At 66.1% G+C, this 23,985-nt stretch carries 28 protein-coding genes; 15 read left to right on the top strand and 13 right to left on the bottom strand.

Annotated elements, in window-relative coordinates:
• The first annotated feature begins 23 nt into the window (after positions 1-23).
• Positions 24-407, top strand: coding sequence for a recombinase family protein (locus CSQ99_RS05120; RefSeq protein WP_099037976.1), 384 nt, complete (start codon positions 24-26; stop codon positions 405-407).
• Here CSQ99_RS05120 and CSQ99_RS05125 read toward each other — a convergent pair.
• On the bottom strand, positions 404-982 hold the full coding sequence (locus CSQ99_RS05125) for an HhH-GPD-type base excision DNA repair protein (RefSeq protein ID WP_099037977.1): 579 nt from the start codon (positions 980-982) through the stop codon (positions 404-406). The two genes, CSQ99_RS05120 and CSQ99_RS05125, sit on opposite strands and share 4 nt — an antisense overlap.
• A gap of 38 nt (positions 983-1,020) precedes the next feature.
• Here CSQ99_RS05125 and CSQ99_RS05130 point away from each other — a divergent pair, with 38 nt between their 5' ends.
• From CSQ99_RS05130 to CSQ99_RS05155, 6 genes are all read left to right on the top strand, one after another.
• Positions 1,021-2,241 carry a sensor histidine kinase gene (locus tag CSQ99_RS05130; protein ID WP_099037978.1) on the top strand — a complete coding sequence of 407 codons (1,221 nt, stop codon included), beginning with the start codon at positions 1,021-1,023 and terminating at the stop codon, positions 2,239-2,241.
• Positions 2,238-2,996, top strand: coding sequence for a LytR/AlgR family response regulator transcription factor (locus CSQ99_RS05135; RefSeq protein WP_099037979.1), 759 nt, complete (start codon positions 2,238-2,240; stop codon positions 2,994-2,996). Before CSQ99_RS05130 ends, CSQ99_RS05135 begins: the two co-directional genes overlap by 4 nt.
• Positions 2,989-3,363, top strand: coding sequence for a hypothetical protein (locus tag CSQ99_RS05140; RefSeq protein ID WP_099037980.1), 375 nt, complete (start codon positions 2,989-2,991; stop codon positions 3,361-3,363). The genes CSQ99_RS05135 and CSQ99_RS05140 overlap by 8 nt, the downstream gene beginning before the upstream one ends.
• Positions 3,360-5,099 (top strand): sodium/solute symporter, encoded by a 1,740-nt coding sequence (locus CSQ99_RS05145; RefSeq protein WP_099037981.1) that lies wholly within the window; start codon positions 3,360-3,362, stop codon positions 5,097-5,099. The genes CSQ99_RS05140 and CSQ99_RS05145 overlap by 4 nt, the downstream gene beginning before the upstream one ends.
• Positions 5,100-5,251: 152 nt before the next feature.
• A complete protein-coding gene (locus CSQ99_RS05150; protein WP_099038091.1) occupies positions 5,252-5,587 on the top strand; it encodes a DUF485 domain-containing protein in 336 nt (111 codons plus the stop codon).
• The gene (locus CSQ99_RS05155) at positions 5,584-7,230 is read left to right on the top strand and encodes a solute symporter family protein (protein ID WP_099037982.1); all 1,647 of its coding nucleotides are present in this window, start codon (positions 5,584-5,586) and stop codon (positions 7,228-7,230) included. The genes CSQ99_RS05150 and CSQ99_RS05155 overlap by 4 nt, the downstream gene beginning before the upstream one ends.
• 67 nt (positions 7,231-7,297) lie before the next feature.
• Here the strand turns inward: CSQ99_RS05155 and CSQ99_RS05160 are convergent, their stop codons facing one another.
• Both CSQ99_RS05160 and CSQ99_RS05165 read right to left on the bottom strand, forming a co-directional pair.
• Complete coding sequence (locus CSQ99_RS05160) at positions 7,298-7,507, bottom strand: DUF5302 domain-containing protein (protein WP_099037983.1); 210 nt, start codon at positions 7,505-7,507, stop codon at positions 7,298-7,300.
• A 9-nt stretch (positions 7,508-7,516) separates the two neighbouring features.
• Positions 7,517-7,960 (bottom strand): PPOX class F420-dependent oxidoreductase, encoded by a 444-nt coding sequence (locus CSQ99_RS05165; RefSeq protein ID WP_099037984.1) that lies wholly within the window; start codon positions 7,958-7,960, stop codon positions 7,517-7,519.
• Between the two features lie 57 nt (positions 7,961-8,017).
• On the opposite strand from CSQ99_RS05165, the gene CSQ99_RS05170 reads away from it, so the two are divergent.
• The 3 genes from CSQ99_RS05170 to CSQ99_RS05180 are packed head-to-tail and all read left to right on the top strand — an operon-like array spanning position 8,018 to position 10,227.
• Entirely contained in the window at positions 8,018-8,839 is an 822-nt protein-coding gene (locus tag CSQ99_RS05170; RefSeq protein WP_099038092.1) for a class I SAM-dependent methyltransferase, read from the top strand.
• 9 nt (positions 8,840-8,848) lie between these two features.
• A complete protein-coding gene (locus CSQ99_RS05175; RefSeq protein WP_099037985.1) occupies positions 8,849-9,370 on the top strand; it encodes a DUF1697 domain-containing protein in 522 nt (173 codons plus the stop codon).
• Positions 9,371-9,384: 14 nt separating this feature from the next.
• Positions 9,385-10,227, top strand: a complete 843-nt coding sequence (locus tag CSQ99_RS05180; protein ID WP_099037986.1) for a class I SAM-dependent methyltransferase — start codon at positions 9,385-9,387, stop codon at positions 10,225-10,227.
• On the opposite strand, the gene CSQ99_RS05185 is transcribed toward CSQ99_RS05180, so the two are convergent.
• Positions 10,228-10,593, bottom strand: coding sequence for an Rv1152 family transcriptional regulator (locus CSQ99_RS05185; protein WP_099037987.1), 366 nt, complete (start codon positions 10,591-10,593; stop codon positions 10,228-10,230).
• A 36-nt stretch (positions 10,594-10,629) separates the two neighbouring features.
• Between CSQ99_RS05185 and CSQ99_RS05190 the strand changes: the two genes are divergently transcribed.
• Complete coding sequence (locus tag CSQ99_RS05190) at positions 10,630-11,343, top strand: NAD-dependent deacylase (protein ID WP_099038093.1); 714 nt, start codon at positions 10,630-10,632, stop codon at positions 11,341-11,343.
• Between the two features lie 24 nt (positions 11,344-11,367).
• Here the strand turns inward: CSQ99_RS05190 and CSQ99_RS05195 are convergent, their stop codons facing one another.
• Genes CSQ99_RS05195 through CSQ99_RS05205 form a run of 3 tightly spaced genes read right to left on the bottom strand, consistent with a single transcriptional unit; the run spans position 11,368 to position 14,934 of the window.
• Positions 11,368-12,003, bottom strand: coding sequence for a class I SAM-dependent methyltransferase (locus CSQ99_RS05195; RefSeq protein WP_099037988.1), 636 nt, complete (start codon positions 12,001-12,003; stop codon positions 11,368-11,370).
• Positions 11,984-12,664: a TetR/AcrR family transcriptional regulator gene (locus CSQ99_RS05200; protein ID WP_099037989.1), complete on the bottom strand. Its 681-nt coding sequence runs from the start codon at positions 12,662-12,664 to the stop codon at positions 11,984-11,986. Before CSQ99_RS05200 ends, CSQ99_RS05195 begins: the two co-directional genes overlap by 20 nt.
• Positions 12,661-14,934 (bottom strand): MMPL family transporter, encoded by a 2,274-nt coding sequence (locus CSQ99_RS05205; protein ID WP_099037990.1) that lies wholly within the window; start codon positions 14,932-14,934, stop codon positions 12,661-12,663. Before CSQ99_RS05205 ends, CSQ99_RS05200 begins: the two co-directional genes overlap by 4 nt.
• 287 nt (positions 14,935-15,221) lie before the next feature.
• Between CSQ99_RS05205 and CSQ99_RS31665 the strand changes: the two genes are divergently transcribed.
• Positions 15,222-15,353, top strand: a complete 132-nt coding sequence (locus CSQ99_RS31665) for a hypothetical protein (protein ID WP_099038094.1) — start codon at positions 15,222-15,224, stop codon at positions 15,351-15,353.
• Between the two features lie 93 nt (positions 15,354-15,446).
• On the opposite strand, the gene CSQ99_RS05215 is transcribed toward CSQ99_RS31665, so the two are convergent.
• From CSQ99_RS05215 to CSQ99_RS05225, 3 genes are read right to left on the bottom strand one after another with little or no spacing between them, the layout of a single operon-like run.
• Positions 15,447-16,445 (bottom strand): NAD(P)H-dependent flavin oxidoreductase, encoded by a 999-nt coding sequence (locus tag CSQ99_RS05215; protein WP_099037991.1) that lies wholly within the window; start codon positions 16,443-16,445, stop codon positions 15,447-15,449.
• Positions 16,442-17,194 carry a 3-hydroxyacyl-CoA dehydrogenase gene (locus CSQ99_RS05220; protein ID WP_099037992.1) on the bottom strand — a complete coding sequence of 251 codons (753 nt, stop codon included), beginning with the start codon at positions 17,192-17,194 and terminating at the stop codon, positions 16,442-16,444. Before CSQ99_RS05220 ends, CSQ99_RS05215 begins: the two co-directional genes overlap by 4 nt.
• A gap of 36 nt (positions 17,195-17,230) precedes the next feature.
• Positions 17,231-18,322 carry a CaiB/BaiF CoA transferase family protein gene (locus tag CSQ99_RS05225; RefSeq protein ID WP_099037993.1) on the bottom strand — a complete coding sequence of 364 codons (1,092 nt, stop codon included), beginning with the start codon at positions 18,320-18,322 and terminating at the stop codon, positions 17,231-17,233.
• A gap of 89 nt (positions 18,323-18,411) precedes the next feature.
• On the opposite strand from CSQ99_RS05225, the gene CSQ99_RS05230 reads away from it, so the two are divergent.
• Both CSQ99_RS05230 and tet(V) read left to right on the top strand, forming a co-directional pair.
• On the top strand, positions 18,412-19,230 hold the full coding sequence (locus CSQ99_RS05230; protein ID WP_099037994.1) for an enoyl-CoA hydratase: 819 nt from the start codon (positions 18,412-18,414) through the stop codon (positions 19,228-19,230).
• An 89-nt stretch (positions 19,231-19,319) separates the two neighbouring features.
• Positions 19,320-20,576 carry a tetracycline efflux MFS transporter Tet(V) gene (gene tet(V) / locus CSQ99_RS05235; protein ID WP_176560889.1) on the top strand — a complete coding sequence of 419 codons (1,257 nt, stop codon included), beginning with the start codon at positions 19,320-19,322 and terminating at the stop codon, positions 20,574-20,576.
• Here tet(V) and CSQ99_RS05240 read toward each other — a convergent pair.
• From CSQ99_RS05240 to CSQ99_RS05250, 3 genes are read right to left on the bottom strand one after another with little or no spacing between them, the layout of a single operon-like run.
• Positions 20,573-21,295, bottom strand: coding sequence for a CPBP family intramembrane glutamic endopeptidase (locus tag CSQ99_RS05240; protein WP_099037996.1), 723 nt, complete (start codon positions 21,293-21,295; stop codon positions 20,573-20,575). The two genes, tet(V) and CSQ99_RS05240, sit on opposite strands and share 4 nt — an antisense overlap.
• Complete coding sequence (locus CSQ99_RS05245; RefSeq protein WP_099037997.1) at positions 21,292-22,437, bottom strand: NAD(P)H-binding protein; 1,146 nt, start codon at positions 22,435-22,437, stop codon at positions 21,292-21,294. The genes CSQ99_RS05240 and CSQ99_RS05245 overlap by 4 nt, the downstream gene beginning before the upstream one ends.
• 44 nt (positions 22,438-22,481) lie before the next feature.
• The gene (locus CSQ99_RS05250) at positions 22,482-23,018 is read right to left on the bottom strand and encodes a gamma carbonic anhydrase family protein (RefSeq protein WP_176560883.1); all 537 of its coding nucleotides are present in this window, start codon (positions 23,016-23,018) and stop codon (positions 22,482-22,484) included.
• A 26-nt stretch (positions 23,019-23,044) separates the two neighbouring features.
• On the opposite strand from CSQ99_RS05250, the gene CSQ99_RS05255 reads away from it, so the two are divergent.
• Positions 23,045-23,983: an SDR family NAD(P)-dependent oxidoreductase gene (locus tag CSQ99_RS05255; protein WP_099038096.1), complete on the top strand. Its 939-nt coding sequence runs from the start codon at positions 23,045-23,047 to the stop codon at positions 23,981-23,983.
• The last annotated feature ends 2 nt before the right edge of the window (positions 23,984-23,985 follow it).

The raw sequence follows: 23,985 nt of genomic DNA on the forward strand, positions 1-23,985 counted from the left end.
GGCAGGCGTGGGACCTTATATGCATGACCTGCATGTTGGGTTACGCCGCTGGCGCCGTCGGGCAGAACCTCGAGGGTCAACTCGGCGCGCTCAGCGCCGAGGGCGTCGACCCGAGGCGGGTGTTCACCGACACGTTGGCCGAATCCGCCGACCGGGCCCGAGGCGGCCTGTACGCCATGCTGAGCTACGCCAAGTCCGGCGACACGGTCATCGTCGTCGCACTCGACCGCCTCGGCCGCACGACCACCGAGGTGACCCGAACCATCGCCGACCTCACCGACCGTGGACTGCGCCTGCGGGCATTGCGGGAGGGTTTGGACACCGGCACGACGACCGGCCGCGTCGTCGCGGGCATCCTGCGCACCCTGGCCGACCTCGATCTGCAGCCTGACCGCCAGTCGCGCTAGCTCTTCGCCGCCTTGGCGGCCGCTTTGGCCTGCTTCTTGTAGGAGCGGACCTTCTCCAGCGAGCCGGGATCGACCACGTCGGCGACCGATAGGAACGACCCCGCCTTCCCGTAATCGCCCGCGGCCTTGCGCCACCCGTCGGGCGTCACGCCGTACTGCTTGCCCAGCAACGCCAGAAAGATCTTCGCCTTCTGCTCGCCGAAGCCTGGCAACGCCTTGATCCGGCGCAGCACCTCGGCCCCGTCCGGGTCCCCCGACGTCCACAGCGCCGATGCGTCACCGCCGTAGTCGTCGACGATGAGCTGCGCCAGCGCCTGCACCCGCTTGGCCATTGAGCCTGGGAAGCGATGTATCGCAGGGGTTTTCGAACACAGTGCCACGAACTTCTCGGGGTCGTAATCGGCGATCTCGCGGGCGTCCACCCCGCCGATGCGATCAGCGATCTTCTTCGGCCCCGCGAACGCCGCCTCCATCGGGTACTGCTGATCGAGAAGCATGCCCACCAGCAACGCGAATGGATTCGACTCCAACAGCTCGTCGGCCGCGGGATCTTGAACTAGCTGCAGTTTCGCCACCTCGCCAGTTTAAATTGACATCGACCTGGTGAGGTGAGATGTCCGGCGAGCTCGCGATAATCCTGGCGGCGGTGCTGCTCATCGCCGCCGTTGCCGCCGCGGTCGTCACGGTGCGCACCCGCCGGGTCGTCGCCACCCCCACGGAACGGGCCGTCCACACCGCGCTACACACCGCCTCATTGGCCGCACGCGCCCTGCGTCAGGGCCTGGACACCGACTCCGCCGACACCGCCGCCCCGTTCCTGCGCGGGCTCACCGGTACCGAAGGCGTGGCCGTCTTCGCCGCCGACGGGCACCTGCTGGCACAGGATCCTTCCGACGACACGTTGTGGACGCCCGACGTGCACGACGCGTGTGAACGCTCGGCCGGCGAGTCGATCTCCGGAGGACGACGGGTGTTGACCCATGCCCGTAGCTCGACGGTCGTCGCGCAGCCACTGCTCACCGAGGGTGGCGACGCACTGGGCGTCCTGGTCGTCGTGACCACCCGCTCCCCCGCGCCCGGCCTACTCGGCGCAGTCGGTGAGGTCGCGCGATATGCGACGAGTCAGATCGAGCTCGCCGAACTCGACGCGTCGCGAGCCCGTCTCGACCGAGCCGAGGTATTGGCGCTGCGGGCCCAGATCAGCCCGCACTTCATCTACAACGCACTCAACACGATCGCGTCGTTCGTACGCACCGACCCTGACCGTGCCCGCGAGCTCATCCTCGAATTCGCCGACTTCACCCGCTACTCGTTTCGCGCCGCCGGGCAGTACACGACGCTGGCTGACGAACTTCGCAACATCGACCGCTATCTCACCCTGGAGCGCGCGCGATTCGGTGACGCGCTGAAGGTCAGGCTCCAGGTCGCGCCGGAGGTGCTCAACGTCGTCGTGCCGTTCCTGGCGCTGCAACCCCTCATCGAGAACGCGGTCCGGCACGGCTTTTCGGGACAGGGGGGTGGCGAGATCGAGATCATCGCCCGCGACGAGGGCTCGGACTGCATCATCACGGTCGAGGACGACGGGGTCGGCATGGACCCCGACACCTTGCGCACCGGACACGGTGACGCGCTGTCCGACGACAAGGACGACACCGTCGACACGGTCGACACGGTCGACAAGAAGGATTCCGCGCACGTCGGGCTGACCAATGTCGATCACCGGCTGCGCGCGGCGTTCGGCAACGACTACGGTCTGGTGGTCGAAACGGCGATCGGCGCAGGCACAAAGGTCGTGATGCGAGTACCTAAATTCCGCGCGGGAGTGCGGGCATGAGCAAGGTGTTGACGGTGCTCGCGGTCGACGACGAGGCGCCCGCGCTGGACGAGCTGGCCTACCTCCTCTCCCGGCACGGCGACATCGGCAAGGTGCTGCGCGCCGGTGACGCCACGTCGGCGCTGCGCGAACTCAACGGCCGGCCCATCGATGCGATCTTCCTCGACATCAACATGCCCGGGCTGTCCGGCATCGAACTCGCCGGCGTGCTCGCCAACTTCTCGAACCGGCCCGCCATCGTGTTCGTGACGGCCCACGACGACAAAGCGGTGGCGGCTTTCGACGTCGGCGCACTGGATTATCTGCTCAAACCGATCCGCCAGGACCGTCTGGACGAGGCGGTACGACGGGTGCTGGCGGCGACGATCGAACCCAGCCAGGCCGACGACGACGTGATCCCAGCCGAACTCGGCGGCGTCACCCACCTGGTGCCGCGGGACACCATCGGGTGGGTGGAGGCCGAGGGCGACTATGCCCGGCTGCACTCCTCGTCGGGATCGCACCTGGTGCGCATCCCGTTGAGTACCCTCGAAAGTCGTTGGCGTGACAAGGGTTTCCACCGGGTGCATCGGTCTTATCTGGTGGCGCTGCGACAGGTCACCGGGCTCCGGAACAGCGATTCAGGGGTGCTGGTGCGCCTGCGCGCCAACGGCGCTTCACCCGCGGTCGAACTGCCCGTCAGCCGACGCCAGGCCCGCGAACTGCGCGACCGCGTTGTCCGCGACCCGATGCGGAACCTGAAACCCGATGACTAGCAACGAAAGACCTCAACGCCAACGCGTCGTGCTGTCCCAGCGGCGCGGTGCCCGTATGGTGCGAACCCGGATCGAGGTACAGGAACAGACCCTCGTCGGCGACGCGTTGGTGCGCGGTCTGATGCGCGCCCAGTTGGGACTGGCATTGCGTCTGGCCACCGTCGTGGTGTGTGCCGTTGTGGCGATTCCCTTGCTGAACGCGGCGTTTCCGGATCTCGCCGCCATCACCGTCGCCGGCATCCGGCTCAATTGGCTTGTCCTCGCCGTGCTGGTCTATCCCTTCTTCTACGGTGTCGGACGGCTGTACGTGCGATTGGCCGAGCAGGCGGAGCGCGACTTCGTCGGCGTCGTCGACAGCGAACCATGACCGGGTCACCGTTGACCGCGGCCGCGCTGCTGCTGGCGGTGGTCTCCACCGTCGCGATCGGCGTGTACGGAGTTCGGTTTTCCCGCACCACCTCCGACTTCCTCGTCGCCTCACGAACCGTGGGTCCGCAATGGAACGCCGCCGCGATCTCCGGTGAATACCTCTCGGCCGCATCGTTCCTCGGTGTCGCCGGCTTGATCGCCAAGTACGGTGCCGACGCGTTGTGGTATCCGGTCGGCTTCACCGCGGGGTATCTCGGACTGCTGCTGTTCGTCGCTGCGCCGCTTCGCCGCTCAGGGGCCTACACGGTTCCGGACTTCGCCGAGTTCCGACTGGGTTCGGCACGCCTGCGCAAGGTCGCCATGATCGTCGTCGTGGTGGTGTGCATCTACTACCTGGTGCCGCAATACCAGGGCGCCGGACTCGCACTGAAAGCCCTTCTGGGTCTTCCGGTTTGGGTGGGTCCACTGGTGGTCGGCGTCATCGTCATCTCGAACGTGGTGGCGGGCGGTATGCGGTCGATCACGTTCGTCCAGGCGTTCCAGTACTGGTTGAAGCTGACCGCGATCGCGATACCCGCACTGGCGCTGCTGGGCCTGTTCGTCACCGACCGCGGCGACCTCGGTGGCCCACTACCCCCGATAGTCACCGCGGACACCACGGTCGCGATCGAAACCGATGTGGTGGTGCGGGTCGCCAACCCCGCGGGCATCACGGTGACGGGCTTGCTAGACGGCACACCCGTTGATGCCCAGCAGATCCCGGTGCCCGGCGACCACACCCTGGATGCGGGCACGACACTGATTCTTGCGGCAGGCGCGGCGACACCTGTGGTGGCGGGCACGCCCAGCAGCGGCGCCGAGTGGATCGCGTCTGGCGGCGGTCTCGGCGGCGACCATCCGCTCTATCAGGTGTTGTCGATCATCGTCGCAACGTTCCTGGGCACCATGGGGTTACCGCACGTGCTCGTGCGGTTCTACACCAACCCCGACGGCCGCGCGGCCAGGCACACAGCGCTGGCCGTCATCGCCCTGCTGTCGCTGTTCTATCTGTTCCCGACGCTGCTGGGCGTTTTCTCCCGCCTCTACGTTCCGCGGGTCCTGATCACCGGGAACGCCGACGCCGCGGTCCTTCTCGCGCCGTCGAGCGCCATCGGCGGGGCGGCTGGGCAGTTGCTCGCCGCGCTCGTCGCCGCCGGGGCCATCGCGGCGTTCCTGGCGACGTCGTCGGGTCTGTTGGTCAGCATCGCGGGTGCGTTGGCGACCGACGTGATGCGCGGCCGCGTGCGCGACTTCCGGGTGGCGGCGGTGGTTGGCGGGCTGATCCCGATCCCGCTGTCGCTGGCCACCACCGGCGAGCTGGAGTTGTCACGCAGCGTCGGACTGGCCTTTGCCGTCGCCGCGTCGACGCTGTGCCCGTTGCTTGTGCTCGGCATCTGGTGGCGAGGGCTGACCGCATGGGGCGCTGCCTGTGGACTGGTGGTCGGTGGCGTGCTGTCGGGCACCGCTGTGACGGTGGCGGTGGCAGGCGGGATCGACGATGAAGTGCTTGGCGGCTGGCCGGCGGTGATGATCGGCTACCCCGCGGCGATCACCGTTCCGCTGGCGTTCGCGACGATGATTCTCGTCAGCCGCCTCACGCGGACCGCAGCGCCCGCCGACGTCGCGCAGATCTTCGCCCGCATGCACGTGCCGGAACGGCTGGGCATGGGCGTCGAGCGCGTGCCCAGGGGCTAGATCCCTCCACCGTTCGTCGTCAGCGATCGACCGCTCACCGCATCACCTGCGGGTTTCGCCGTGTTGACTCCGCAAGGGGTGGGTATGTGACCTGCATCTCATCTAGTTTCACCAGTTGAGCCGGTTCACATTCGACGCCTAGGGAGCACATGATGCCGCCAACAGAAACCGCAGTCAGCGGTCAGGAGTACATGGCCGTCCAGGCCAGCCCGGAATTCCAGGAGCTACGAAGCCGATTGCGCCGCTTCGTGTTCCCGATGAGCGCACTGTTTTTGGTTTGGTACACGGTTTACGTGCTCCTCGGCGCGTTCGCACACGAATTCATGGCCACCAAGGTGTGGGGCAACATCAACGTCGGCATCATCGTCGGCCTCGGACAGTTCGTGTCGACCTTCGTCATCACCGCGATCTACGTCCGCTTCGCCAACCGCGAACTCGACCCGCGCGCCATGGCGATCCGCGACAAGCTCGAAGGCGGCGCAGCATGAACCACGACACCCTGACCATCCTCGCCGCCGACGGCACCACGGTCGGCAGTCCCGTCGCCAACATCGGCATCTTTGGTCTCTTCGTAGCGATCACACTCTTCATCGTGATCCGTGCCAGCAAGAAGAACGCCACCGCAGCCGAGTTCTTCACCGCGGGAAGGTCTTTCACCGGGCCGCAGAACGGCATCGCAATCTCCGGTGACTACCTGTCCGCGGCCAGCTTCCTTGGAATCGCAGGCGCCATCGCCGTCTACGGCTACGACGGCTTCCTCTACTCCATCGGCTTCCTGGTCGCATGGCTGGTGGCCCTGCTACTGGTCGCCGAATTGCTGCGTAACGCAGGCAAATTCACGATGGCCGACGTGCTGAGCTTCCGGCTCAAGCAGCGACCGGTGCGGATGGCAGCCGCAACCACCACGCTGGCCGTGTGCCTGTTCTACCTGCTGGCGCAGATGGCGGGCGCCGGCGGCCTCGTCGCCCTGCTGCTCAACATCACCAGCGATATCGGTCAAGCGCTTGTCATTGCCGTCGTCGGTCTGCTGATGATCGCCTACGTGCTGATCGGTGGCATGAAGGGCACGACCTGGGTGCAGATCATCAAGGCCGTCCTGCTGATCGGCGGCGCGGCCATGATGACGGTCTGGGTGCTGGCCAAGTTCGGGCTGAACTTCTCCGAGATGCTCGGCGCGGCGCAGACCGCGGTCTCGGGCTCGTCGGATGCGGCGGTGGCCGGCCGTGACGTCCTTGCGCCCGGCGCCCAGTACGGCGCCTCGCTGACCTCGCAGATCAACTTCATCTCGCTGGCGCTGGCACTGGTGCTCGGCACGGCGGGCCTGCCCCACGTGCTGATGCGCTTCTACACAGTGCCGACCGCCAAGGAGGCGCGTCGCTCGGTGGTGTGGGCGATCGTGCTCATCGGCGCGTTCTACCTGTTCACCCTCGCACTGGGTTACGGCGCAGCGGCGCTCGTCGGACCCGATGCGATCCGCGAGGCCCCCGGCGGACAGAATTCCGCAGCGCCGCTGCTGGCCTTCGAACTCGGTGGCGTCGTCTTGCTCGGCATCATCTCGGCCGTCGCGTTCGCGACGATCCTCGCGGTGGTCGCCGGCCTCACCATCACGGCCGCAACGTCATTCGCGCACGACATCTACGCGAGCGTGATGAAGAGCCATCAGGTGAGCGAGAGCGAGCAGGTCCGCGTATCCCGCATCACCGTGGTGGTGATCGGCATCCTGTCCATCGGTCTCGGCATCCTCGCCGCTGAGCAGAACATCGCGTTCCTCGTCGCGCTGGCGTTCGCGGTGGCCGCCGCGGCCAACCTGCCGACCATCATCTACTCGCTGTACTGGCCGCGGTTCAATACCCGCGGTGCGCTGTGGAGTATGTACGGCGGTCTGACCTCGACGATCGTGCTGATCATCTTCTCGCCGGCGGTGTCCGGAGCGAAGACCGCAATGCTGCCGAACGTCGACTTCGCCTGGTTCCCGCTGGCCAACCCCGGCATCGTGTCGATCCCGCTGGCGTTCATCCTGGGCATCGTCGGCACCCTGAGTTCACCGGATCGCGGCGACCCGGAGATCAACGCCGAGTTCGAGGTGCGGTGCCTGACCGGCGTGGGTGCCGAGAAGGCCGTCAGCCACTGATCTTGACCGCGATTTCGGCGCGCTAATCGCCCGTCACGGTTGATTAGCGCGCCGAATTCGCAACTAACTAGCCGCTCTTGCGCCGGAACTCGCGGCGACTCTCGAGGGGACCATGTCCCTGCGCCTTGGGCCCCTTCGCTCCGCCGTCTTTATGGGCAGAACCACCCGCTGACTTGGCCTTCTTCCGCTCCAGCGCCTCTTTGAACTTGCGCTTGGTGTCGTCTTCCGGTGCCCCGTCAGAATCCCGGGTCGCTTCGCTCCTGCCCTCCGCTGCCATGATCGCAGCCTAACGCTTGCCGGGCGGCATGCCGTAGACATGGCTGATCGGCAGTGTCATCGCGACCCGCCGGTCGTCGACCATCGCCCGTCGGTAGTCGTCCCAGTCAGGATGCTCACCGGCGATATTGCGGTACAACGCAATCAGCGCTTCGACGGTGTCGTCCTGCGGCGAGGCGGCCGGCGGGGTCAGCGTGGCGTCACCCTCGGCCACCGCGTACGACCAGCCGTCGTCCGAGCTGACGTGGATCGACGCGCGCGGGTCGCGCCGCAGGTTTCGGGTCTTGGCCCGAGGCTCGGTGATCGACACGCGGATCGTCAGATTGCGCGGGTCGAAGTAGTACGACACGTTTGACAACTGCGGCCTGCCGTCACCCTTGATCGTGGCCAGGACGCCCAGCGAGTTTCCGCCGATCAACGCCAACAGCTTGTCGTCGAGAACGTGACGTCCCATGACTGCAGCCTACGTCGGAATCTCCGCGTGAATTGCGACATATCTAGCATGAAGCAGATGATGACGGTCAGTGGAGAAGTCCTCGAAGGCGTCTCGGCCACCACGCTGTGGACTCTGCACAACCGCGGCACCGAGGCCAAGCGGTCCGACGGGGTGATCCGCGACCCCTGGGCGGTCACGCTGTTCGACGCGATCTCCTACGACTACCGCAAGTTCGGTAAACCCAACCAGTCGCACGGACTGCGGGCCGTTGCCTTCGACACCGCCGCGAGCGCCTATCTGACCACGCACCCCAAGGCGTCGGTGGTCGCCCTGGCCGAGGGCCTGCAGACCAGCTTCTGGCGTCTGGAGCGCGCCGGTGTTGCCGACCAATTGACCTGGTACTCAGTCGATCTCCCGCCGGTCATGGCATTGCGGAAACAGCTGCTACCCGCCGACGATCGTGTCGTGCCGCTGGCCCAGTCGGCGCTGGACCTGAGCTGGACGGACCGCGTCGACGACTCGAACGGCGTGTTCATCACCGCCGAAGGGCTGCTGATGTATCTCGAACGCGATGACGCGCTCGGCCTGATCCGCGACTGCGCGGCCCGGTTCCCCGGCGGGCAGATGATGTTCGACTCGATCCCGGAGTGGCTCAGCAAGCGCACCCTGAAGGGCCTGAAGCTCTCCGACCGCTATATCGCCCCGCCGATGCCGTTCTCCCTGTCCCCCGACGACGCCGTCGCGCTGGCCGGTCGCATTCCCGGCGTCCGTGCCGCGCATGACCGGGCACAACCCGCAGGGCGGGGCCTCCTATGGAAGATGGCGGCCTGGCAACCGCTGGATCGCATCGGCTTCTACCGGCGCAATCGCCCGAGCTACACGCTGCTGCAGTTCTAGGCTCGCCCCATGACCCGATATGCCGGATTTCTTCGCGGCGTCAACGTCGGCGGCGTGAACCTAAAGATGGCCGACGTGGCGAAGGCATTCGAAGACGCCGGATTCACCAATGTGAAAACGATTTTGGCTAGCGGCAATGTGTTGCTGGACAGCCGGTCCGGCGTGGACGGCGTCCGAAAGAAGGCCGAAAAGGCGTTGCGCGACGCGTTCGGCTACGACGCCTGGGTGCTGGCCTACGACCTCGACACCGTGCGGTCGATATCGGAACGGTTCCCGTTCGAACGCGAGGTCGACGGGTTCCATTCCTACGTCACGTTCGTCACCGACGCCGACGTGCTCGACGAACTCGCAGACCTCGCCAAAGACGCAGGAGCCGACGAGAAGATCGAGCGCGGTGAGGGTGTCATTTATTGGCAGGTCCCCAACAAGGGCACGTTGGACACCACGATCGGCAAGACGATGGGCAAGAAGCGCTACAAGTCCTCGACGACCACCCGCAACCTGCGGACGATCGAGAAAGTCCTGCGGTAGGTACATTCAGCCGTGTGAGTTCCGAACCGACCGCGAAGGCCGACGGCGCCGTATTGACCGGCGTGTCCGAGACGGCGCTGATGACGTTGCAGGTGCGCGCCAACGAGGCTCGCCGCCCGGATTCGATCCTCGACGATCCGATGGCGATCCGGCTCGTCGACTCGATCGATTTCGAATGGGCCAAGTTCGGCTTCAGCCGCCGTCAGGATATGGCGGTCCGCGCGCGTGCCTTCGACACCGAGGCACGCCGCTACCTCACCGACCACCCGAAAGCCACTGTGGTGGCGCTGGCGGAGGGTTTGCAAACCAGCTTCTATCGCCTCGACACCGCCGGGGTTGGGAACGAATTCCGCTGGCTCACCGTCGATCTCCCACCGATGATCGAGTTGCGCCGCAAGCTGCTGCCACAATCGGAGCGGATCGAGATGTGCGCACAGTCGGCGCTCGACTTCAGCTGGATGGAGCGGGTTCGGACCGACGACGGTGTGTTCATCACCGCCGAGGGCCTGCTGATGTACCTGCAGCCCTCCGAAGCCCTCGGCTTGATCGCCGCGTGCGCCGAGCGCTTCGCTGGTGGACGGATGATGTTCGACCTGGCGCCGGACTGGTTCGCCAAAGGCGTCACCCGGGGACTGCTGCGGCCCACGCTGCGCTACCGGGTGCCACCAATGCCGTTCAGCATGACGCCTTCAGAATTGGCAAATCTTGCCAACGAGGTGCCCGGCATTCGAGCTGTGCACGATTTGCCGATGCCGCCTGGACGCGGCAAAGCGTTCAACGCGGTCGTGTCCGCGGTTCAGCGGATCTCGCTTTTCGACTCCGTGCGCCCGGTGAACACGCTTCTGGAGTTCGGCTAACTAGCCGAATGCAGCTTCGACGTAGCGGACCGCGTCGGCCTTATCGATGCCGAGAGCCTTTGCCGCCGACACATAGGTGTGCGCGGCGGTGGCCATCGCGGCATCGGCGGGGTCGACCCGGGCAACGAAAGTGCCGAAGCGGCCTCGGGTTTCGACAACGCCCGCAGTCTCCAGTTCACGGTAGGCGCGGGCCACCGTGTTGACGGCAAGGCCTAGTTGACCGGCCAGTTCGCGTACGGTGGGCAACCGCGTGCCCGGTGGCAGCCGACCGTCCCGCACGCCGTCGATGATCTGTGTCCTGAGCTGGTCAAACAGTGGGCCTGGAGCGCGATGGTCGATACAAACCCAATCCCCCAACTCGGTCACGTGCTCAGTATCGCCCAAAGCAGCTACTTTGGTCATGTGCAGGTTACGGTCCTCAGCGGCGCGGGCATCTCGGCGGAGAGCGGTGTGCCGACGTTCCGCGATGTCGAGACTGGCTTGTGGGCCAAAGTCGACCCTTACGAAATTTCCAGCTCGGAGGGCTGGCAGGCGAACCCCGAGCGGGTGTGGGCCTGGTACCTGTGGCGTCACTACATGATGGGCTCGGTCGCCCCCAACGACGGCCACCGGGCCGTGGCGGCCTGGCAGGACTTCGCCGACGTGCACGTCGTCACTCAGAACGTCGACAATCTTCACGAGCGCGCCGGCAGCAAGAACGTCTACCACCTGCATGGCAGCTTGTTCGAATTTCGTTGTGATCGCTGTAATTCCACGTACACCGACGAGTTGCCCACGATGACCGAACCGGTGGAGACGGTCGATCCCCCACGGTGCGCCTGCGGCGGATTGATCCGGCCCAACGTCGTCTGGTTCGGCGAGGCGCTGCCCGACGACGAGTGGCAGCGCTCGATCGACGCGGTCGCAGCAGCCGACCTCGTGATCGTGGTCGGCACTTCGTCGATCGTCTATCCCGCGGCCGGGCTGCCGGAGATGGCGCTGGCCAACGGCAAGGTGGTCATCGAGGTCAACCCCGAGCCCACGCCGCTGTCCGCCGCCGCGACGGTGTCGCTGCGTGAGACCGCGGCGGGTGCGTTGCCCCGCCTCCTGCAGAGGTTGCCCGCCCTGCTCGACTAGGGATTTGTGTGCGTTTTGGTGCGGCTACCGCTTGACCGCGCGGCCGATCGCGAACTCCGCCACCGGAAGCGGCACCCACGTCGGCATCGTCCACTCGCGCCGCGCGCCCGACACCGCGAACCCTGCGCCGGTGATGGCTTGTTCGGTGTGACGATGCGTGTGGCAGTTGCCCAGCATTCGCGGCCAGAATGTCGCATCGGCGAACTTCTGCAGGCCTGCGCGTGCCCCGCTGCTCGCAATGTGCTCGAGGTACCGAAGCTCCCCTCCGGGACGCAACAACGAATGCAGTTCCCGCAAAACACTTTCGGGGTCCTCGACCGAGCACAGCACGAGTGAGCACACCACAGCATCGAACGGCTCGCGCCCGGATGCCATGAACTGCTCCACCGTGTCGGTGCTGACGGTGACGGGCACCGGCGCCGTGGCCGCGGCCCGTTGCGCCAGCTCAGCCAGCCGACGCTCGGGCTCGACGGCGACCACCTCCGTCACCGTCTCGGGGTAGAACTCGAAGTTCGTCCCCGTGCCCGCACCGACCTCCAGCACGCGACCGGTCAGGCCCGCGAGGTTCTCTCGCCGCAGCTGCCGGATGGCATCGGTCTCGTGGGCAGACATCACCGTCCACAACCGGGCGAAGAACGGGTTATCGACTGTCTCGGGCATCCAGCAGTCCCTTCAATTGGGCGACGGCGTCCTGCGGTGCCGTCGCGGGTCCGATCGCGCCACACACAATCTCGCCGACGACGATGGCCTTCAGCACCCGGTCGGCGAAGTCCTCTTTCTCGCCCCAGGGTAGGTACGGCCGTGAGATCAACATCCCCGCGACCCCGTGCGCGGCCGTCCACAGTTCCAGCGCGACGGTGGTCGGATCGCTCTCCGGGAGGATGCCGTCGGCCATCAAGGCCGCGACCGTGTTGCGGATATGAACGAACGCCGAATTGTTCAGCATCACATCCACGTCGCTTCCCGGCCGACCCTCTCCCATGGTGGCGATGCGGTACAGCTCAGGGGTTTTCACCGCGAAACGCACATAGGCGAGCCCCTGCGCCCGCAGCGCATCGATGGCCGAAGGCTGATCCGCGGCGGCCGCCTGCATCTCCTCGTCGAGCTTCTCGAAATACCGTGCGCACACCGCGTCCAACAATGCGTCCTTGTCGGTGAAATGCAGATAGATCGAGGGCGGTGTCACCCCGACGCGTTGGGCCACCGATCGGATGGAAACCTCCTTGGCGTGACCGGTTTCCAACAGCAGATCGGTCGTCGCATCGAGAATCTCATCGCGGAGCTGCTCACCCGATCCGCGGGCCGCGCGCCGCCGTTTCATCGCGCGGGCACGGCCGCCGGCGTTGCGGCGGCCGACGCAGGATCTTCTGCCGACTCGCTGATGCCGATCCGCTCGTGCAGCTTCACCAGGGGTTTGGGCGCCCACCAATTCCACCGTCCAAGCAAGTGCATGAATGCGGGTACCAACGCCATACGAACCAGTGTCGCATCGGCGATGATGGCCAGCGTCATGCCGACGCCCATCATCTTCATGAAGGCCACCTCGGCAGCGATCAGGGCGGCGAACGAAATGGACATCAGCAGCGCGGCCGCGGTGACGACGCGTCCGGTCTTCGCGAGTCCGAGCGCCACGCTTTCATCGTTGTCCGCCCGCGTCTTGGCAGACTTCAACCAGAACTCGCGGATCCTGGACACCAGGAACACCTCGTAGTCCATCGACAGCCCGAACGCGATACAGAACAACAGCACCGGCAGGTTCGCGACCAGAGTTCCGGTCGGGGTCGTGCCCAACGCACCCAGGTGGCCGTCCTGGAAGATCCACACCAGCGCGCCAAACGCGGCCGACAGCGATAACACGTTGAGCACCAACGCCTTCAGCGGAAGAATCACGCTGCCGGTGAGCAGGAACAGCAGCACGAAGGTGATTCCGGCGATCACGCCCAGCACCAGCGGCAGCCGTGATGTGATCGCCTGCGCACTATCACGGTTGATCTGCGCCAACCCGGTGACGAGAATTGGCTTTCCGCCCGGTGTGCTGACGGCGTGTACCGCGTCGAGTTGGGATTCGGACGCGTCGGTGAACAGTGGCGCGGAGCTGCCGATGGTGAGGAACGCGCTGCCGTCCTTCATGCCGGTGGCTGCGGCGGGCGGGCCGGTCAACTGACCGTCGACGAACGAACCGCCGGGAGCGGACACCGATGACACGTCGGCAACCCGCGACAGTGCCGCCGCGTAGCGATCCAGTTCGGGCGGGGCCACCCCAGCCGCATCGGGTATCACGACGGTGACATTGGTCGACGAGTCGACGGCGAATTCACTGCGGAGTTCGTCGCCGACCTCGCGCGCCGACGCGGATTGCGGCAGCACACGGTCATCCGGGAAGCCCCACTTGATCCCCAGGAAGGGCGCGCCGAGCAGGAGTAGCAGGGCGATGATGGCGACAGCGACGGGAATCGACCGGCGCATAACGAATTTCGTGCTGCGGTACCAGAACATCTGCTCGACCGGCTTGCGCACTGGCTCGGGTCGCCCGAGCAGACGGCGAAACAGCCGACGGGTGTCCAGCGCGTCGAGCCGGTCGCCGAGCAGGACAATCGCCGCGGGCGCCACCACGATCGCGGCCACGGCGGCGAAGGTCACCACCGCGATCCCGGCATAGGCGAACGATTTGAGGAAGTACATCGGGAACAGCACCATCGCCACCATCGACAGCGCGACGGTCAGCGCCGAGAACAGCACCGTCCGACCGGCGGTCGTCATCGTGCGGATCAGCGCCCGATCCCGATCCACGCCGTCGGCCAACTCGTCGCGGTACCTGCTGATGATGAGCAGCGTGTAGTCGATGGCGAGCGCCAAACCCATGGCGATGGTGAGGTTCATCGCGAAGATGGACACATCGGTGACATAGGTGGTTGCACGCAGCACGGCCATCGACCCGAGAATCGCGAATCCGCCGACGGCCAGGGGCAGCGCCGCGGCCAGTAGCCCCCCGAACACCCAGACCAGCACGATGAAGCTCAGCGGGATCGCGATGGCCTCCATCATCAGCAGGTCTTTTTCGCTCTGCGCGTTGATCTGCACGTAGGTCATCGCCACACCGCCCGCCCGCACCGTCACGCCGTCGCGGTCGTGCACGAGCCTGTCGGTGAGCTCTTTGGCGTGCTTCTGGGCGCCGCTCTCCCCGCCGGTGATCCCGGCCACGATCAGACCGGTCTTGCCGTCCGTGCTGACCAGAGCCGGCGCGGCCGACTGTGGCGCGGTCCACGCCGAGGTCACCTCGCCGACGCTCGGCGATTCCTGCAGCGCCGTGACGATGTCGGTGGCGGCCGCGCGGGCCGCGGGACTCTGCGCACCGGCGGCCGCGCTGTCGTCAGTCACGCTGATGACCAGCTCCATATCGCCCTGGCCGAACTTGTCGACGAGCAGCTGGGTCGCCTGCGCCGACTCGGACGTGGGGTCCTGGAAGCCTCCGGCGGACAGGCTCTTGGCGACCGGGATGCCGAAGATCCCACAGGCCACCATGACGAGCGCCGCGACGGCCACGATGCGCCTCGGCGCCCTGATCGCCAGCCCTGCGATGCGTTCTAGCACGTCGCGTTCTCCCCTGAGTGGATGAATACCGTCGCTAACTTATCAGCGATAAGTTAGCGGTGCAATGCGCACCTCCCTTAGGTACGACGCGGACGGACGCCACGTTCAATGGTTTGGCTCCAGACGGCGTGAATTTTGTCGACGAGGCCATCCCGACCCACGTCAAGTCCCGACCAGCCAATACTTACTTACGGGTAGATTCGGACCCTACCCGGCGGTAAGAATTGCCATCATTTTCCGAAACGTGACTCAAAGAACTCTTAATGGTGATGGTTACTGTTCAGTACATGTGGATCGACGACACCAGTGCTGATGTCATCAAGGTTGACTTCGAGGCGCTCTACCACGGTGATTTCCTGGTAGAGGGCGACACCTCGGAGCAGCTCGACGACGAGCACACGCTGCCAACCGCGGTGTGAAGAAACGCGCGCCCTGAGGGCGCGCGTTCTTCCGTGACGGTTTGCCCCAGCGCGGGGCCCATCTCGTTGATTCCTGTTCGGTGAAATTCTGTCCTACGCGACGTTCTCTTCTCGATCCGCCTCGACCATGCCCGCGAGCCTGCCGGTGATGATCTCCTCGGCTTCATCGACGATCCGTGCCACCAGGTCGCCGCAGGTCGGGATGTCGTTGATCAGACCCATTGCGGTACCCACCGACCAGATGCCCGCATCCAGGTCGCCGACCTCATAGACCTTGACGCCTCGGGATCCGGCCACCAGGTCCTTGACGTCGGAGAACTGACCGCCGCGGTTGAGGATCTCCACGACCTCGCGTGACACCGCATTGCTCGCGACGCGGGCGGTGTTACGCAGCGGGCGGAAGATCATCTCGGTGTCGAGTTCGCTGCCCGCGACAATCGCGTCCTTCACGTTCTGATGGATGGCCGACTCGACGGTGCACATGAACCGTGAGCCCATGTTGATGCCGTCGGCTCCCAGTGCCAGCGCCGCCGCCAGGCCACGGCCGTCGGCGAATCCACCCGAGGCGATCATCGGGATATCGATCTTGGTCGCCGCCGCGGGGATCAGCACCAGGCCCGGAATGTCGTCCTCACCGGGATGGCCGGCGCATTCGAAACCGTCGATGCTGATGCCGTCCACACCCAGGCTCTGCGCCTTGACCGCATGCCGCACCGACGTGCACTTGTGCAGCACCTTGATCCCGTTGTCGTGAAACATCGGCAGGTGCGGCGCCGGATTGGAGCCAGCGGTCTCGACGATCTTGATGCCTGCGTCGACGATCACCTGCCGGTACTCGTCGTACGGCGGCGGATTGATCGTCGGCAGGATCGTCAGGTTCACACCGAACGGCTTGTCCGTCAGATCCCGGCACTTGGCGATCTCTTTCGCCAGGTCCGCAGGCGTCGGCTGGGTGAGCGCGGTGATGAACCCCAACGCACCCGCATTCGCCACGCCCGCAACGAGTTCGGCACGGCCGACCCACTGCATACCGCCCTGCACGACGGGGTGCTCGACCCCGAAGGTCTGGGTGAACTTCGTCGTAATGCTCATCGGGGCGCCATCCTTATCGCACCGTCCAGGCGGATCACTTCGCCGTTCAGCATCGGGTTCTCGATGATGTGTACCGCGAGCGCACCGTACTCGTCGGGGTCACCGAGACGGGCTGGGTGCGGCACCTGCTTACCCAGCGACTTCTGCGCCTCTTCGGGCAGCGAGCCCAGCAGCGGAGTCTTGAACAGTCCGGGCGCGATGGTGACGACGCGGATGAACTCGCGGGACAGGTCACGGGCGATTGGCAGGGTCATGCCGACGACGCCGCCCTTGGATGCCGAGTACGCGGCCTGGCCGACTTGGCCCTCGAACGCCGCAACCGAGGCGGTGTTGATGATGACGCCGCGCTCCTCACCGAGCGGCTCGTTGCGGGCGATACGCTCCGCCGACAGTCGCAGCACGTTGAACGTGCCGACCAGGTTGACCTCCACGACCTTCTTGAAGGCGTCCAGCGGGAACGGGCCGTCCTTGCTCAGCGTCTTGGCGGCATTACCGATGCCTGCGCAGTTGACGTTGATGCGCAGCGGGCCCATCGATTCGGCGACATCGAGCGCCTTGCCCACCGCGACCTCGTCGGTGACGTTGGTCTCGACGAACTTGGCCCGGTCACCGAGCGCGGCGACGGCCTCTTCACCTCGCAGGTCGATCACGACGACGGACGCTCCCCTGTCGAGCAGCCGCTTCGTGGTCGCCAAGCCCAGCCCGGAGGCGCCGCCGGTGACGACGGCGACCGCGTCTTTGATCTCCACTTTTTTGTGTCCCTCTCTTCTTGGTAGACCTGGGGTCTAAACCCAGTCTCGGAGTACAGCTTCGGTGTCGGCGCCTGCCTGTCCTGGCGGCGTCGGGGTCGGCGGCACGCTGCGCGAGAAGCGCGGCGCAGGCATCGGCTGTAGGTAATCGCCGTCGCGGTAGAAGGTGTCGCGCTCGGTGACGTGTGGCTCGGACTCGACCTCGCCGAAGGACAGCACCGGCGTCACACAGGCGTCGGTGTCTGCGAACACCTTCGCCCAATGATCACGATCCTTGGCCGCGACCGCCTCGGTGATCGCCGCGCGCAACTCGGGCCAGCGACCCATGTCGTTCTGGTCCGGGAGGTCGGCACCATCCAAGCCCAGCCCCTTGATCATCTCGGCGTAGAACTGGGGCTCGATCGCACCGATCGCGATGTGCCTGCCGTCGGCGCAGGTGTAGGTGTCGTAGTACGGTGCGCCGCCGTCGAGCATGTTGACGCCTCGCGTGTCGGACCACATGCCGTCCTGACGGAAGCCCCAGATCATCTGCGCCAACACACTGGAGCCGTCGATCATCGCGGCGTCGACGACCTGGCCCTTGCCCGAGGTCTGCCGCTCCCACAGCGCGGAGAGGATGCCGACGAGCAGGAACATCGACCCGCCGCCGAAGTCGCCGGTCAGGTTCAGCGGCGGCACCGGCCGCTCGCCCGCCCGGCCGATCGAGTGCAGCACGCCGTTGAGAGATATGTAGTTGATGTCGTGGCCGGCCTGCAGGCGCCGCGGCCCGGTCTGACCCCACCCCGTCATGCGGCCGTAGACCAGCCGCTCGTTGACCTTGGCGCAGTCCTCGGGCCCGAGGCCCAATCGCTCGGTGACACCGGGTCGCAGGCCCTCGAGTAGGACGTCGGCCTTGGCGACCAGCTTCAGGACGAGTTCGCGACCCTCGTCGGACTTGAGGTCCGCGGTCACCGAGCGCCGATTCCGCAAGGCAGCCTCGCGTTTCGTCGACGGGATGCCGCCCAGTTTTCCGGGCCGCTCGACGCGCACGACGTCGGCGCCGAGATCGCCGAGGATCATCGCAGCGTGCGGACCTGGGCCGATACTGGCCAGTTCGATGACGCGCAATCCGTGAAGTGGTCCCGCCATGCCCTCTAACCGCCCTTCGTACCAACAACCCTGTCGACGCCGACATAGCTTACTTGTATAACCAAGTGGATCGGTCCTAGGGTGCAGCCATGACATCCGTCGACTCGAGCCAGCAGACCTACACCGGTATCGACGACCTGCTCGTCGAACTCGTCGACGGCGTTCTGCACGTCACGATGAACCGGCCGGACAGTCTCAACTCGCTGACCGCCGCGATGTTCAGGACCATCACCTCGACGTTGGAACAGGCCGCGACCGACCCACGGGTCAAGGTCGTACGACTGGGCGGTGCAGGTCGGGGCTTCTCATCCGGCGCCGGCATCAGCGACGAGGATCAGGCACAGAAGTCGGTCGACGGACCCGAGTCGGTTCTCAACGCCGCCAACGACGCCGTTCGGTCTATCGTGAACCTGCCGCAGCCGGTGGTCGCCGTCGTGCAGGGGCCATGCGCCGGTGTCGGCGCGTCGTTGGCGTTGGCATCCGACGTCGTCGTGGCCTCGGAGAAGGCGTTCTTCATGCTGGCCTTCACCAAGATCGGTCTCATGCCCGACGGCGGAGCATCGGCGTTGATCGCCGCGGCGGTCGGCCGTATCCGCGCCATGCGGATGGCGTTGATGGGCGAACGGATCAGCGCCAGCGATGCTTTCGCGTGGGGTCTCGTCACCGCCGTGCATCCCGCCGGGGAACTCGACGCCGAAGTGGACAAGGTGATCTCCGCATTGCTGAACGGCCCGGTCGTATCGCTGCGCAAGACCAAACACGCCATCAACGCCGCGACGCTGACCGAGCTCGATGCCGCGATCGGCCGCGAGACAGAGGGGCAGCTGGCGCTGCTCGTCTCGCACGACTTCCGCGAAGGCGCTCGCGCCTTCCAGGAGCGCCGGAAGGCGAATTTCACCGACTCCTAGGCACGGCCGCGGCCGAAATTCGTTGGACTCGGCCACAGCTCATCGGCGACCATCGACAGGTGAGTACGCAATACGAGATCCAGCAGCCGGTGCACAACGCCGGCGGTTGGCGCGTGCTCGCACCGTTTCAGATCCGCGAGTACCGCCTGCTGATCACGGCGGTCTCGCTGTCGATCTTCGCCGAGGGCATGTGGGCCGTCGTGATGGCCCTTCAGGTCATCGAGCTCAAGAATGACCCCGCAGCGCTATCGCTGGTCGCGACGTGCCTCGGTGTCGGCATCGTGGCCTTCCTCCTCGTCGGCGGGATCGCCGCCGATCGCTTCAACCAACGCTCGATCATCATCCTCGTCGAGACCGTCAACGTCATCGTCGTATCGGTGGTTGCCGTACTCGGATTGGTTGGCTCGCTGCAGATCTGGCATATGGCGGTGGCCGCGGGGCTGCTTGGCGTTGCGGCGGCGTTCTTTTTCCCGGCCTACAGCGCGATCCTGCCGAGGATCCTGCCCGCCGAACAATTGCTGGCCGCCAACGGCGTCGAAGGCGTGGTGCGCCCGGTGTTCCAGCGCGCCGTCGGGCCTGCGGTCGCCGGAATGTTGGTGGGTGCGACGTTTCCGGCGCTGGGCTCCGTCGTCGTGGCTGCGCTGTTCGCCATCGGTTTGGTGCTGCTGATCGCCACCAGAGGAACCACCACAGCGCCTGTCCGCGAACCCGGTAGCCAGCAGCCGCATATGGCGCGCGATCTGCGGGACGGCTTCGTGTTCATGCTGCGCACGCCGTGGTTGCTGTGGACGCTGCTGTTCGCGAGCATGTTCGTCCTCGTGGTGCTGGGCCCCATCGAGGTGCTGTTGCCGTTCATCGCCAATGACCGGTTCGACGATGGCGCGCGGATGTACGGCTTCATCCTTGCGTTCTTCGGGATGGGCAGCGCCCTTGGCGCGCTTGCAGTCTCGTCGGGTCGGCTACCCCGTCGCTATTTGACGGTGATGATGGCGATGTGGGGCGTCGGCTCCGTCCCTCTGGTGATCGTCGGCTTCACGTCGTCGTTCACGCTGATGGCCCTCGCGACGTTCGTCATCGGCGTCACCGACGGTGCGGGCATGGTCATCTGGGGCACCCTGCTGCAACGGCGGGTACCCACGGCGATGCTCGGCCGCGTATCAAGCCTGGACTTCTTCGTCTCGCTGGCCTTCATGCCGGTGTCGTTCGCGATCGTCGGCCCGCTGTCGAAAGTCGTTTCAATGCAGACGATCTTCTTGGTGGCCGGTATCGCACCGGTGATATTGGCGGCCATCGCGATGTATGCGGCGAAGATGCGGCAGGACGAACTGGCGCATCCCTTGCGCTAGGCGCCGAACATCGGGGGAAGTGCGAGCACCATGACCAGACCCCAGAAGAAGTGGGTCAGCATCGGCGCGAGCACTCCCCCGGTGATACGGCGCTCGACCGCACACACCGTGCCGAGGATGATCGCCGCGAAACCCAGCATCGGGTTGCCGGTGGCAACGCCCGTCGCGATCACGTACAGCACCGTCGATACCAGCACCGGATGAAACCGGCCGAGCGCGGTGTAGAGAGCGCCGCGGAAGAACATCTCTTCGGCCACGCCGTTGACGACCGTGATGAAAGTGACCAGCAGCAGCGGCCCGTAATCAGCGAATTCCAGTACGCGAGTGATGTACTCGCGTACGGGGGGAATCTCACGGGCGATCAACCCGCCGACGATGAATACGGCGCCGAGCAGCAGGCCCACTGCAGTTCCGGTGATGAACGGGCGCTGGTTGCGACCACGCAATCGAATGCAGCCCAGGTGCAGGGGCCCGGACGCCAGCGCGCCGACGGCCCACACCGCGGCCAGTGCCAATGTCAGCCAGAAGAACGAGGCGTCTCCCGGCGGGCGGGCGAGCGAATACCCAAGCAGCCCAGCGCCGATCACCAATACGATCGCGACAACGATGCGCCTGCGCCGGATCAGCGCGGGTGGCTCGTGATGCGGCACAGGGCATGCGCCGACAACGTCCTTGGCCTCGGCCAGCCATCGTGGCCGGGTAACGGAGGGCTGGGTCACGCCGACTTCATCCTCGGTACCAGGCCGATGGCCGTGTCGAGTCCGGTGCGCACTGCGCCTGCGACGGGCCCCGGCACGACGCCGAGCAGCCCCAGCGCGGGTCGCGCGAACGCCGGAGTGATATGGCGGGCCAATTGTCGAATGCGCAATGTGTCGCCGCCCGCCCACACCGGATCGGTGTCGGCCAGGTGATGCGGATCGACCAAGGCGTCGACAGGACGGGGCTTGCGGCTCTCCAAGGCTCTTGTGATCGCCTCATCGATTCCGACGAGACCCTCGGGCGGATCGGACACCAGATCACGAAGCCCGTTCCCGGAGGCCATCATTGGATGGTCGAGCGACTCCACGAGATCCGACGCCAGTCCGCCGGGAACCGGTAACACCGCCGACGTCACCCACGACACCAGTCCGGTGTCGACCCCGTTGACGGGCAGTTCGGCGCGCCACTTGCCTGCGATGCGCGCGTATGCCCGCAGGAGGTCGGCGTAGGACGATGTCTCCGGACCGGCGATGTCATAGGACCCCGCGGGCACCCGGTCGCCGGCGGCGACGACCAAGTAGTAGATGACATCGCTGATCGAGATCGGGTCGATCGGATTGACCGACCATCCGGGCATCGGCATCAGCAGGAACCGGTCGCCGACGTAGCGCAACATCTCGAACGATGTCGAGCCCGACCCGATGATCATCGCCGCACCCAGCCACACGACGTCGGGACCGCCGTCCACGCTGAGTGCCTCGGCGACCTCGGCGCGACTGCTCAGGTGTTCGGAGAGGTCGTCGTCGTCGGGAACGAACCCGCCCAGGTAGACGATCCGGCGCACGTCGGCATTCTTTGCCGCAGTCGCCACGATGGCCGCTGCGCGGTTATCCGCTTCGCGAAAGCCGGGCTGCCCGATTCCGTGCACCAGGTAGTACACAACATCCACCGGCCCGGCGGTATTGAACGCGTGCCGTGCCGACTCCTTGTTGTGCGCATCCAGCGCCACCCCGGTGACCCGGTCATGCCAGCCGAAATCGGCCAGCCGGGCAGGGTTTCGAGTGGCCGCGACGACGTCATGCCCCGCCTCGAGCAGGGCGGTGACGAGCCGCGATCCGACATAACCGGTCGCGCCGGTGACCAGGATTCGCAGTTTGCTCACCGTACGGCTGTACCCGAAGGCGCCGGATCGGAACCTTGGCGCATTCAGGCGCTGTTCGCGTCGCGGTGCAGCTCGACCAGCGCCTGGTACACCTGCGCGTTGTTCCTGTTGTGCGTCACCTCGGCGTCACTGAGGTCGCGCCGCGTCTTGCCGGGCACGCCCGCCACCAGCGACCGCGGCGGCACCACGAAGCCCTGTGGCACCAACGCACTGGCAGCGATCAGCGATCCCGCGCCGATTTTCGCGCCGTTGAGGATCACCGCCCCCATCCCGATGAGACAGCCGTCCTCGACCTCACAGCCGTGCAGCACGGCGTTGTGCCCGACGCTGACGTTGGTGCCGATCCTGACGGGAAATCCGGGGTCGACGTGAATCGTGACCCCGTCCTGAATGTTGGTGCCCGCACCGATCTCGATGGGCTCGGCCTCCGCGCGCAGCGTGGCGCCGTACCAGACACTGGCACTCGCGCCGAGTGTCACCTGGCCGATCAGGCTCGCATTGGGCGCCACCCAACTTTCGTCGTGCAGCGCGGGCGCACGACCGCGGATGGACAGAATCAGCGGCTCAGGCATGCGCGTCATCGTATGCACCGTGACATCCTGACGTGGTGACCACTACCCCGACAGCACTCGAGGTCGTCGATGGCGTCGACCTGACCGGCAAGGTCTGCGTCGTCACCGGCGCCTCGGCCGGGCTGGGCAGGGAGTCGGCGCGAGCGCTCGCCGCCACCGGCGCACACGTCATCCTTGCCGCCCGCAATCGCACCGCCCTGGCCGATACCGAGGGATGGATTCGCGCCGCGGTTCCCGGCGCGGTGACTTCGACGGTGGAGTTGGACCTGACCTCGCTGGCCGCCGTCTATTGGGCAGCCGACGCGATCAGCGCCACCGTGCCGGCCATCCACGTGCTGATGAACAACGCCGGGGTGATGTTCACACCGTTCGGCCGAACGCACGATGGTTTCGAATTGCAGTTCGGCACCAACCATCTCGGCCATTTCGAACTCACGCGGCTACTGACGCCGCAGCTCGCCGCCGCCGGCGGTGCGCGCATCGTGAATCTGTCGTCAGACGGGCACCGGCTCAGCGACGTCGACCTGGAGGACCCGAACTGGGAGCACCGCGAGTACGACAAGTTCGCCGCCTACGGGGCATCGAAGACGGCCAACATTCTTCATACGGTCGAGCTGGACCGGCGGCTGCGCGACCGCGGCATCAGGGCGTTCGCGGTGCACCCGGGTGTCGTGGCAACAGAGCTGGCACGGCACATGTCCCGCGACGACTTCACCGCCCTGACGCAGTTCGTGCCGTCGGATCCCGCGCTGGACAAGGTCGACGTACGACGCGACTTCACGATGCCCGAACACGGTGCGGCCACGCAGGTGTGGGCCGCGGTCAGCGACGATCTCGAGGACGTCGGTTCGGTATACCTCGCGGACTGCCGGATCAGAGATGACCAGGCACCGTATGCCATGGACAAGGCACACGCACAGCAGCTCTGGGATGTCTCGGAGCGGCTCTGTGCCGTCGCGAGCACAGGACGCTGAGA

Source organism: Mycobacterium neglectum (assembly GCF_002591975.1).
Lineage (GTDB): Bacteria > Actinomycetota > Actinomycetes > Mycobacteriales > Mycobacteriaceae > Mycobacterium > Mycobacterium neglectum.

What these genes read in the sequence shown, in the direction of transcription:
- CSQ99_RS05120 (WP_099037976.1), top strand. Translation starts at nt 24, where the DNA reads ATGACCTGCATGTTGGGTTACGCCGCTGGCGCCGTCGGGCAGAACCTC.
- CSQ99_RS05130 (WP_099037978.1), top strand. Translation starts at nt 1,021, where the DNA reads ATGTCCGGCGAGCTCGCGATAATCCTGGCGGCGGTGCTGCTCATCGCC.
- CSQ99_RS05135 (WP_099037979.1), top strand. Translation starts at nt 2,238, where the DNA reads ATGAGCAAGGTGTTGACGGTGCTCGCGGTCGACGACGAGGCGCCCGCG.
- CSQ99_RS05140 (WP_099037980.1), top strand. Translation starts at nt 2,989, where the DNA reads ATGACTAGCAACGAAAGACCTCAACGCCAACGCGTCGTGCTGTCCCAG.
- CSQ99_RS05145 (WP_099037981.1), top strand. Translation starts at nt 3,360, where the DNA reads ATGACCGGGTCACCGTTGACCGCGGCCGCGCTGCTGCTGGCGGTGGTC.
- CSQ99_RS05150 (WP_099038091.1), top strand. Translation starts at nt 5,252, where the DNA reads ATGCCGCCAACAGAAACCGCAGTCAGCGGTCAGGAGTACATGGCCGTC.
- CSQ99_RS05155 (WP_099037982.1), top strand. Translation starts at nt 5,584, where the DNA reads ATGAACCACGACACCCTGACCATCCTCGCCGCCGACGGCACCACGGTC.
- CSQ99_RS05160 (WP_099037983.1), bottom strand. Translation starts at nt 7,507, where the DNA reads ATGGCAGCGGAGGGCAGGAGCGAAGCGACCCGGGATTCTGACGGGGCA.
- CSQ99_RS05165 (WP_099037984.1), bottom strand. Translation starts at nt 7,960, where the DNA reads ATGGGACGTCACGTTCTCGACGACAAGCTGTTGGCGTTGATCGGCGGA.
- CSQ99_RS05170 (WP_099038092.1), top strand. Translation starts at nt 8,018, where the DNA reads ATGATGACGGTCAGTGGAGAAGTCCTCGAAGGCGTCTCGGCCACCACG.
- CSQ99_RS05175 (WP_099037985.1), top strand. Translation starts at nt 8,849, where the DNA reads ATGACCCGATATGCCGGATTTCTTCGCGGCGTCAACGTCGGCGGCGTG.
- CSQ99_RS05195 (WP_099037988.1), bottom strand. Translation starts at nt 12,003, where the DNA reads ATGCCCGAGACAGTCGATAACCCGTTCTTCGCCCGGTTGTGGACGGTG.
- CSQ99_RS05200 (WP_099037989.1), bottom strand. Translation starts at nt 12,664, where the DNA reads ATGAAACGGCGGCGCGCGGCCCGCGGATCGGGTGAGCAGCTCCGCGAT.
- CSQ99_RS31665 (WP_099038094.1), top strand. Translation starts at nt 15,222, where the DNA reads ATGTGGATCGACGACACCAGTGCTGATGTCATCAAGGTTGACTTCGAG.
- CSQ99_RS05215 (WP_099037991.1), bottom strand. Translation starts at nt 16,445, where the DNA reads ATGAGCATTACGACGAAGTTCACCCAGACCTTCGGGGTCGAGCACCCC.
- CSQ99_RS05225 (WP_099037993.1), bottom strand. Translation starts at nt 18,322, where the DNA reads ATGGCGGGACCACTTCACGGATTGCGCGTCATCGAACTGGCCAGTATC.
- CSQ99_RS05230 (WP_099037994.1), top strand. Translation starts at nt 18,412, where the DNA reads ATGACATCCGTCGACTCGAGCCAGCAGACCTACACCGGTATCGACGAC.
- CSQ99_RS05250 (WP_176560883.1), bottom strand. Translation starts at nt 23,018, where the DNA reads ATGACGCGCATGCCTGAGCCGCTGATTCTGTCCATCCGCGGTCGTGCG.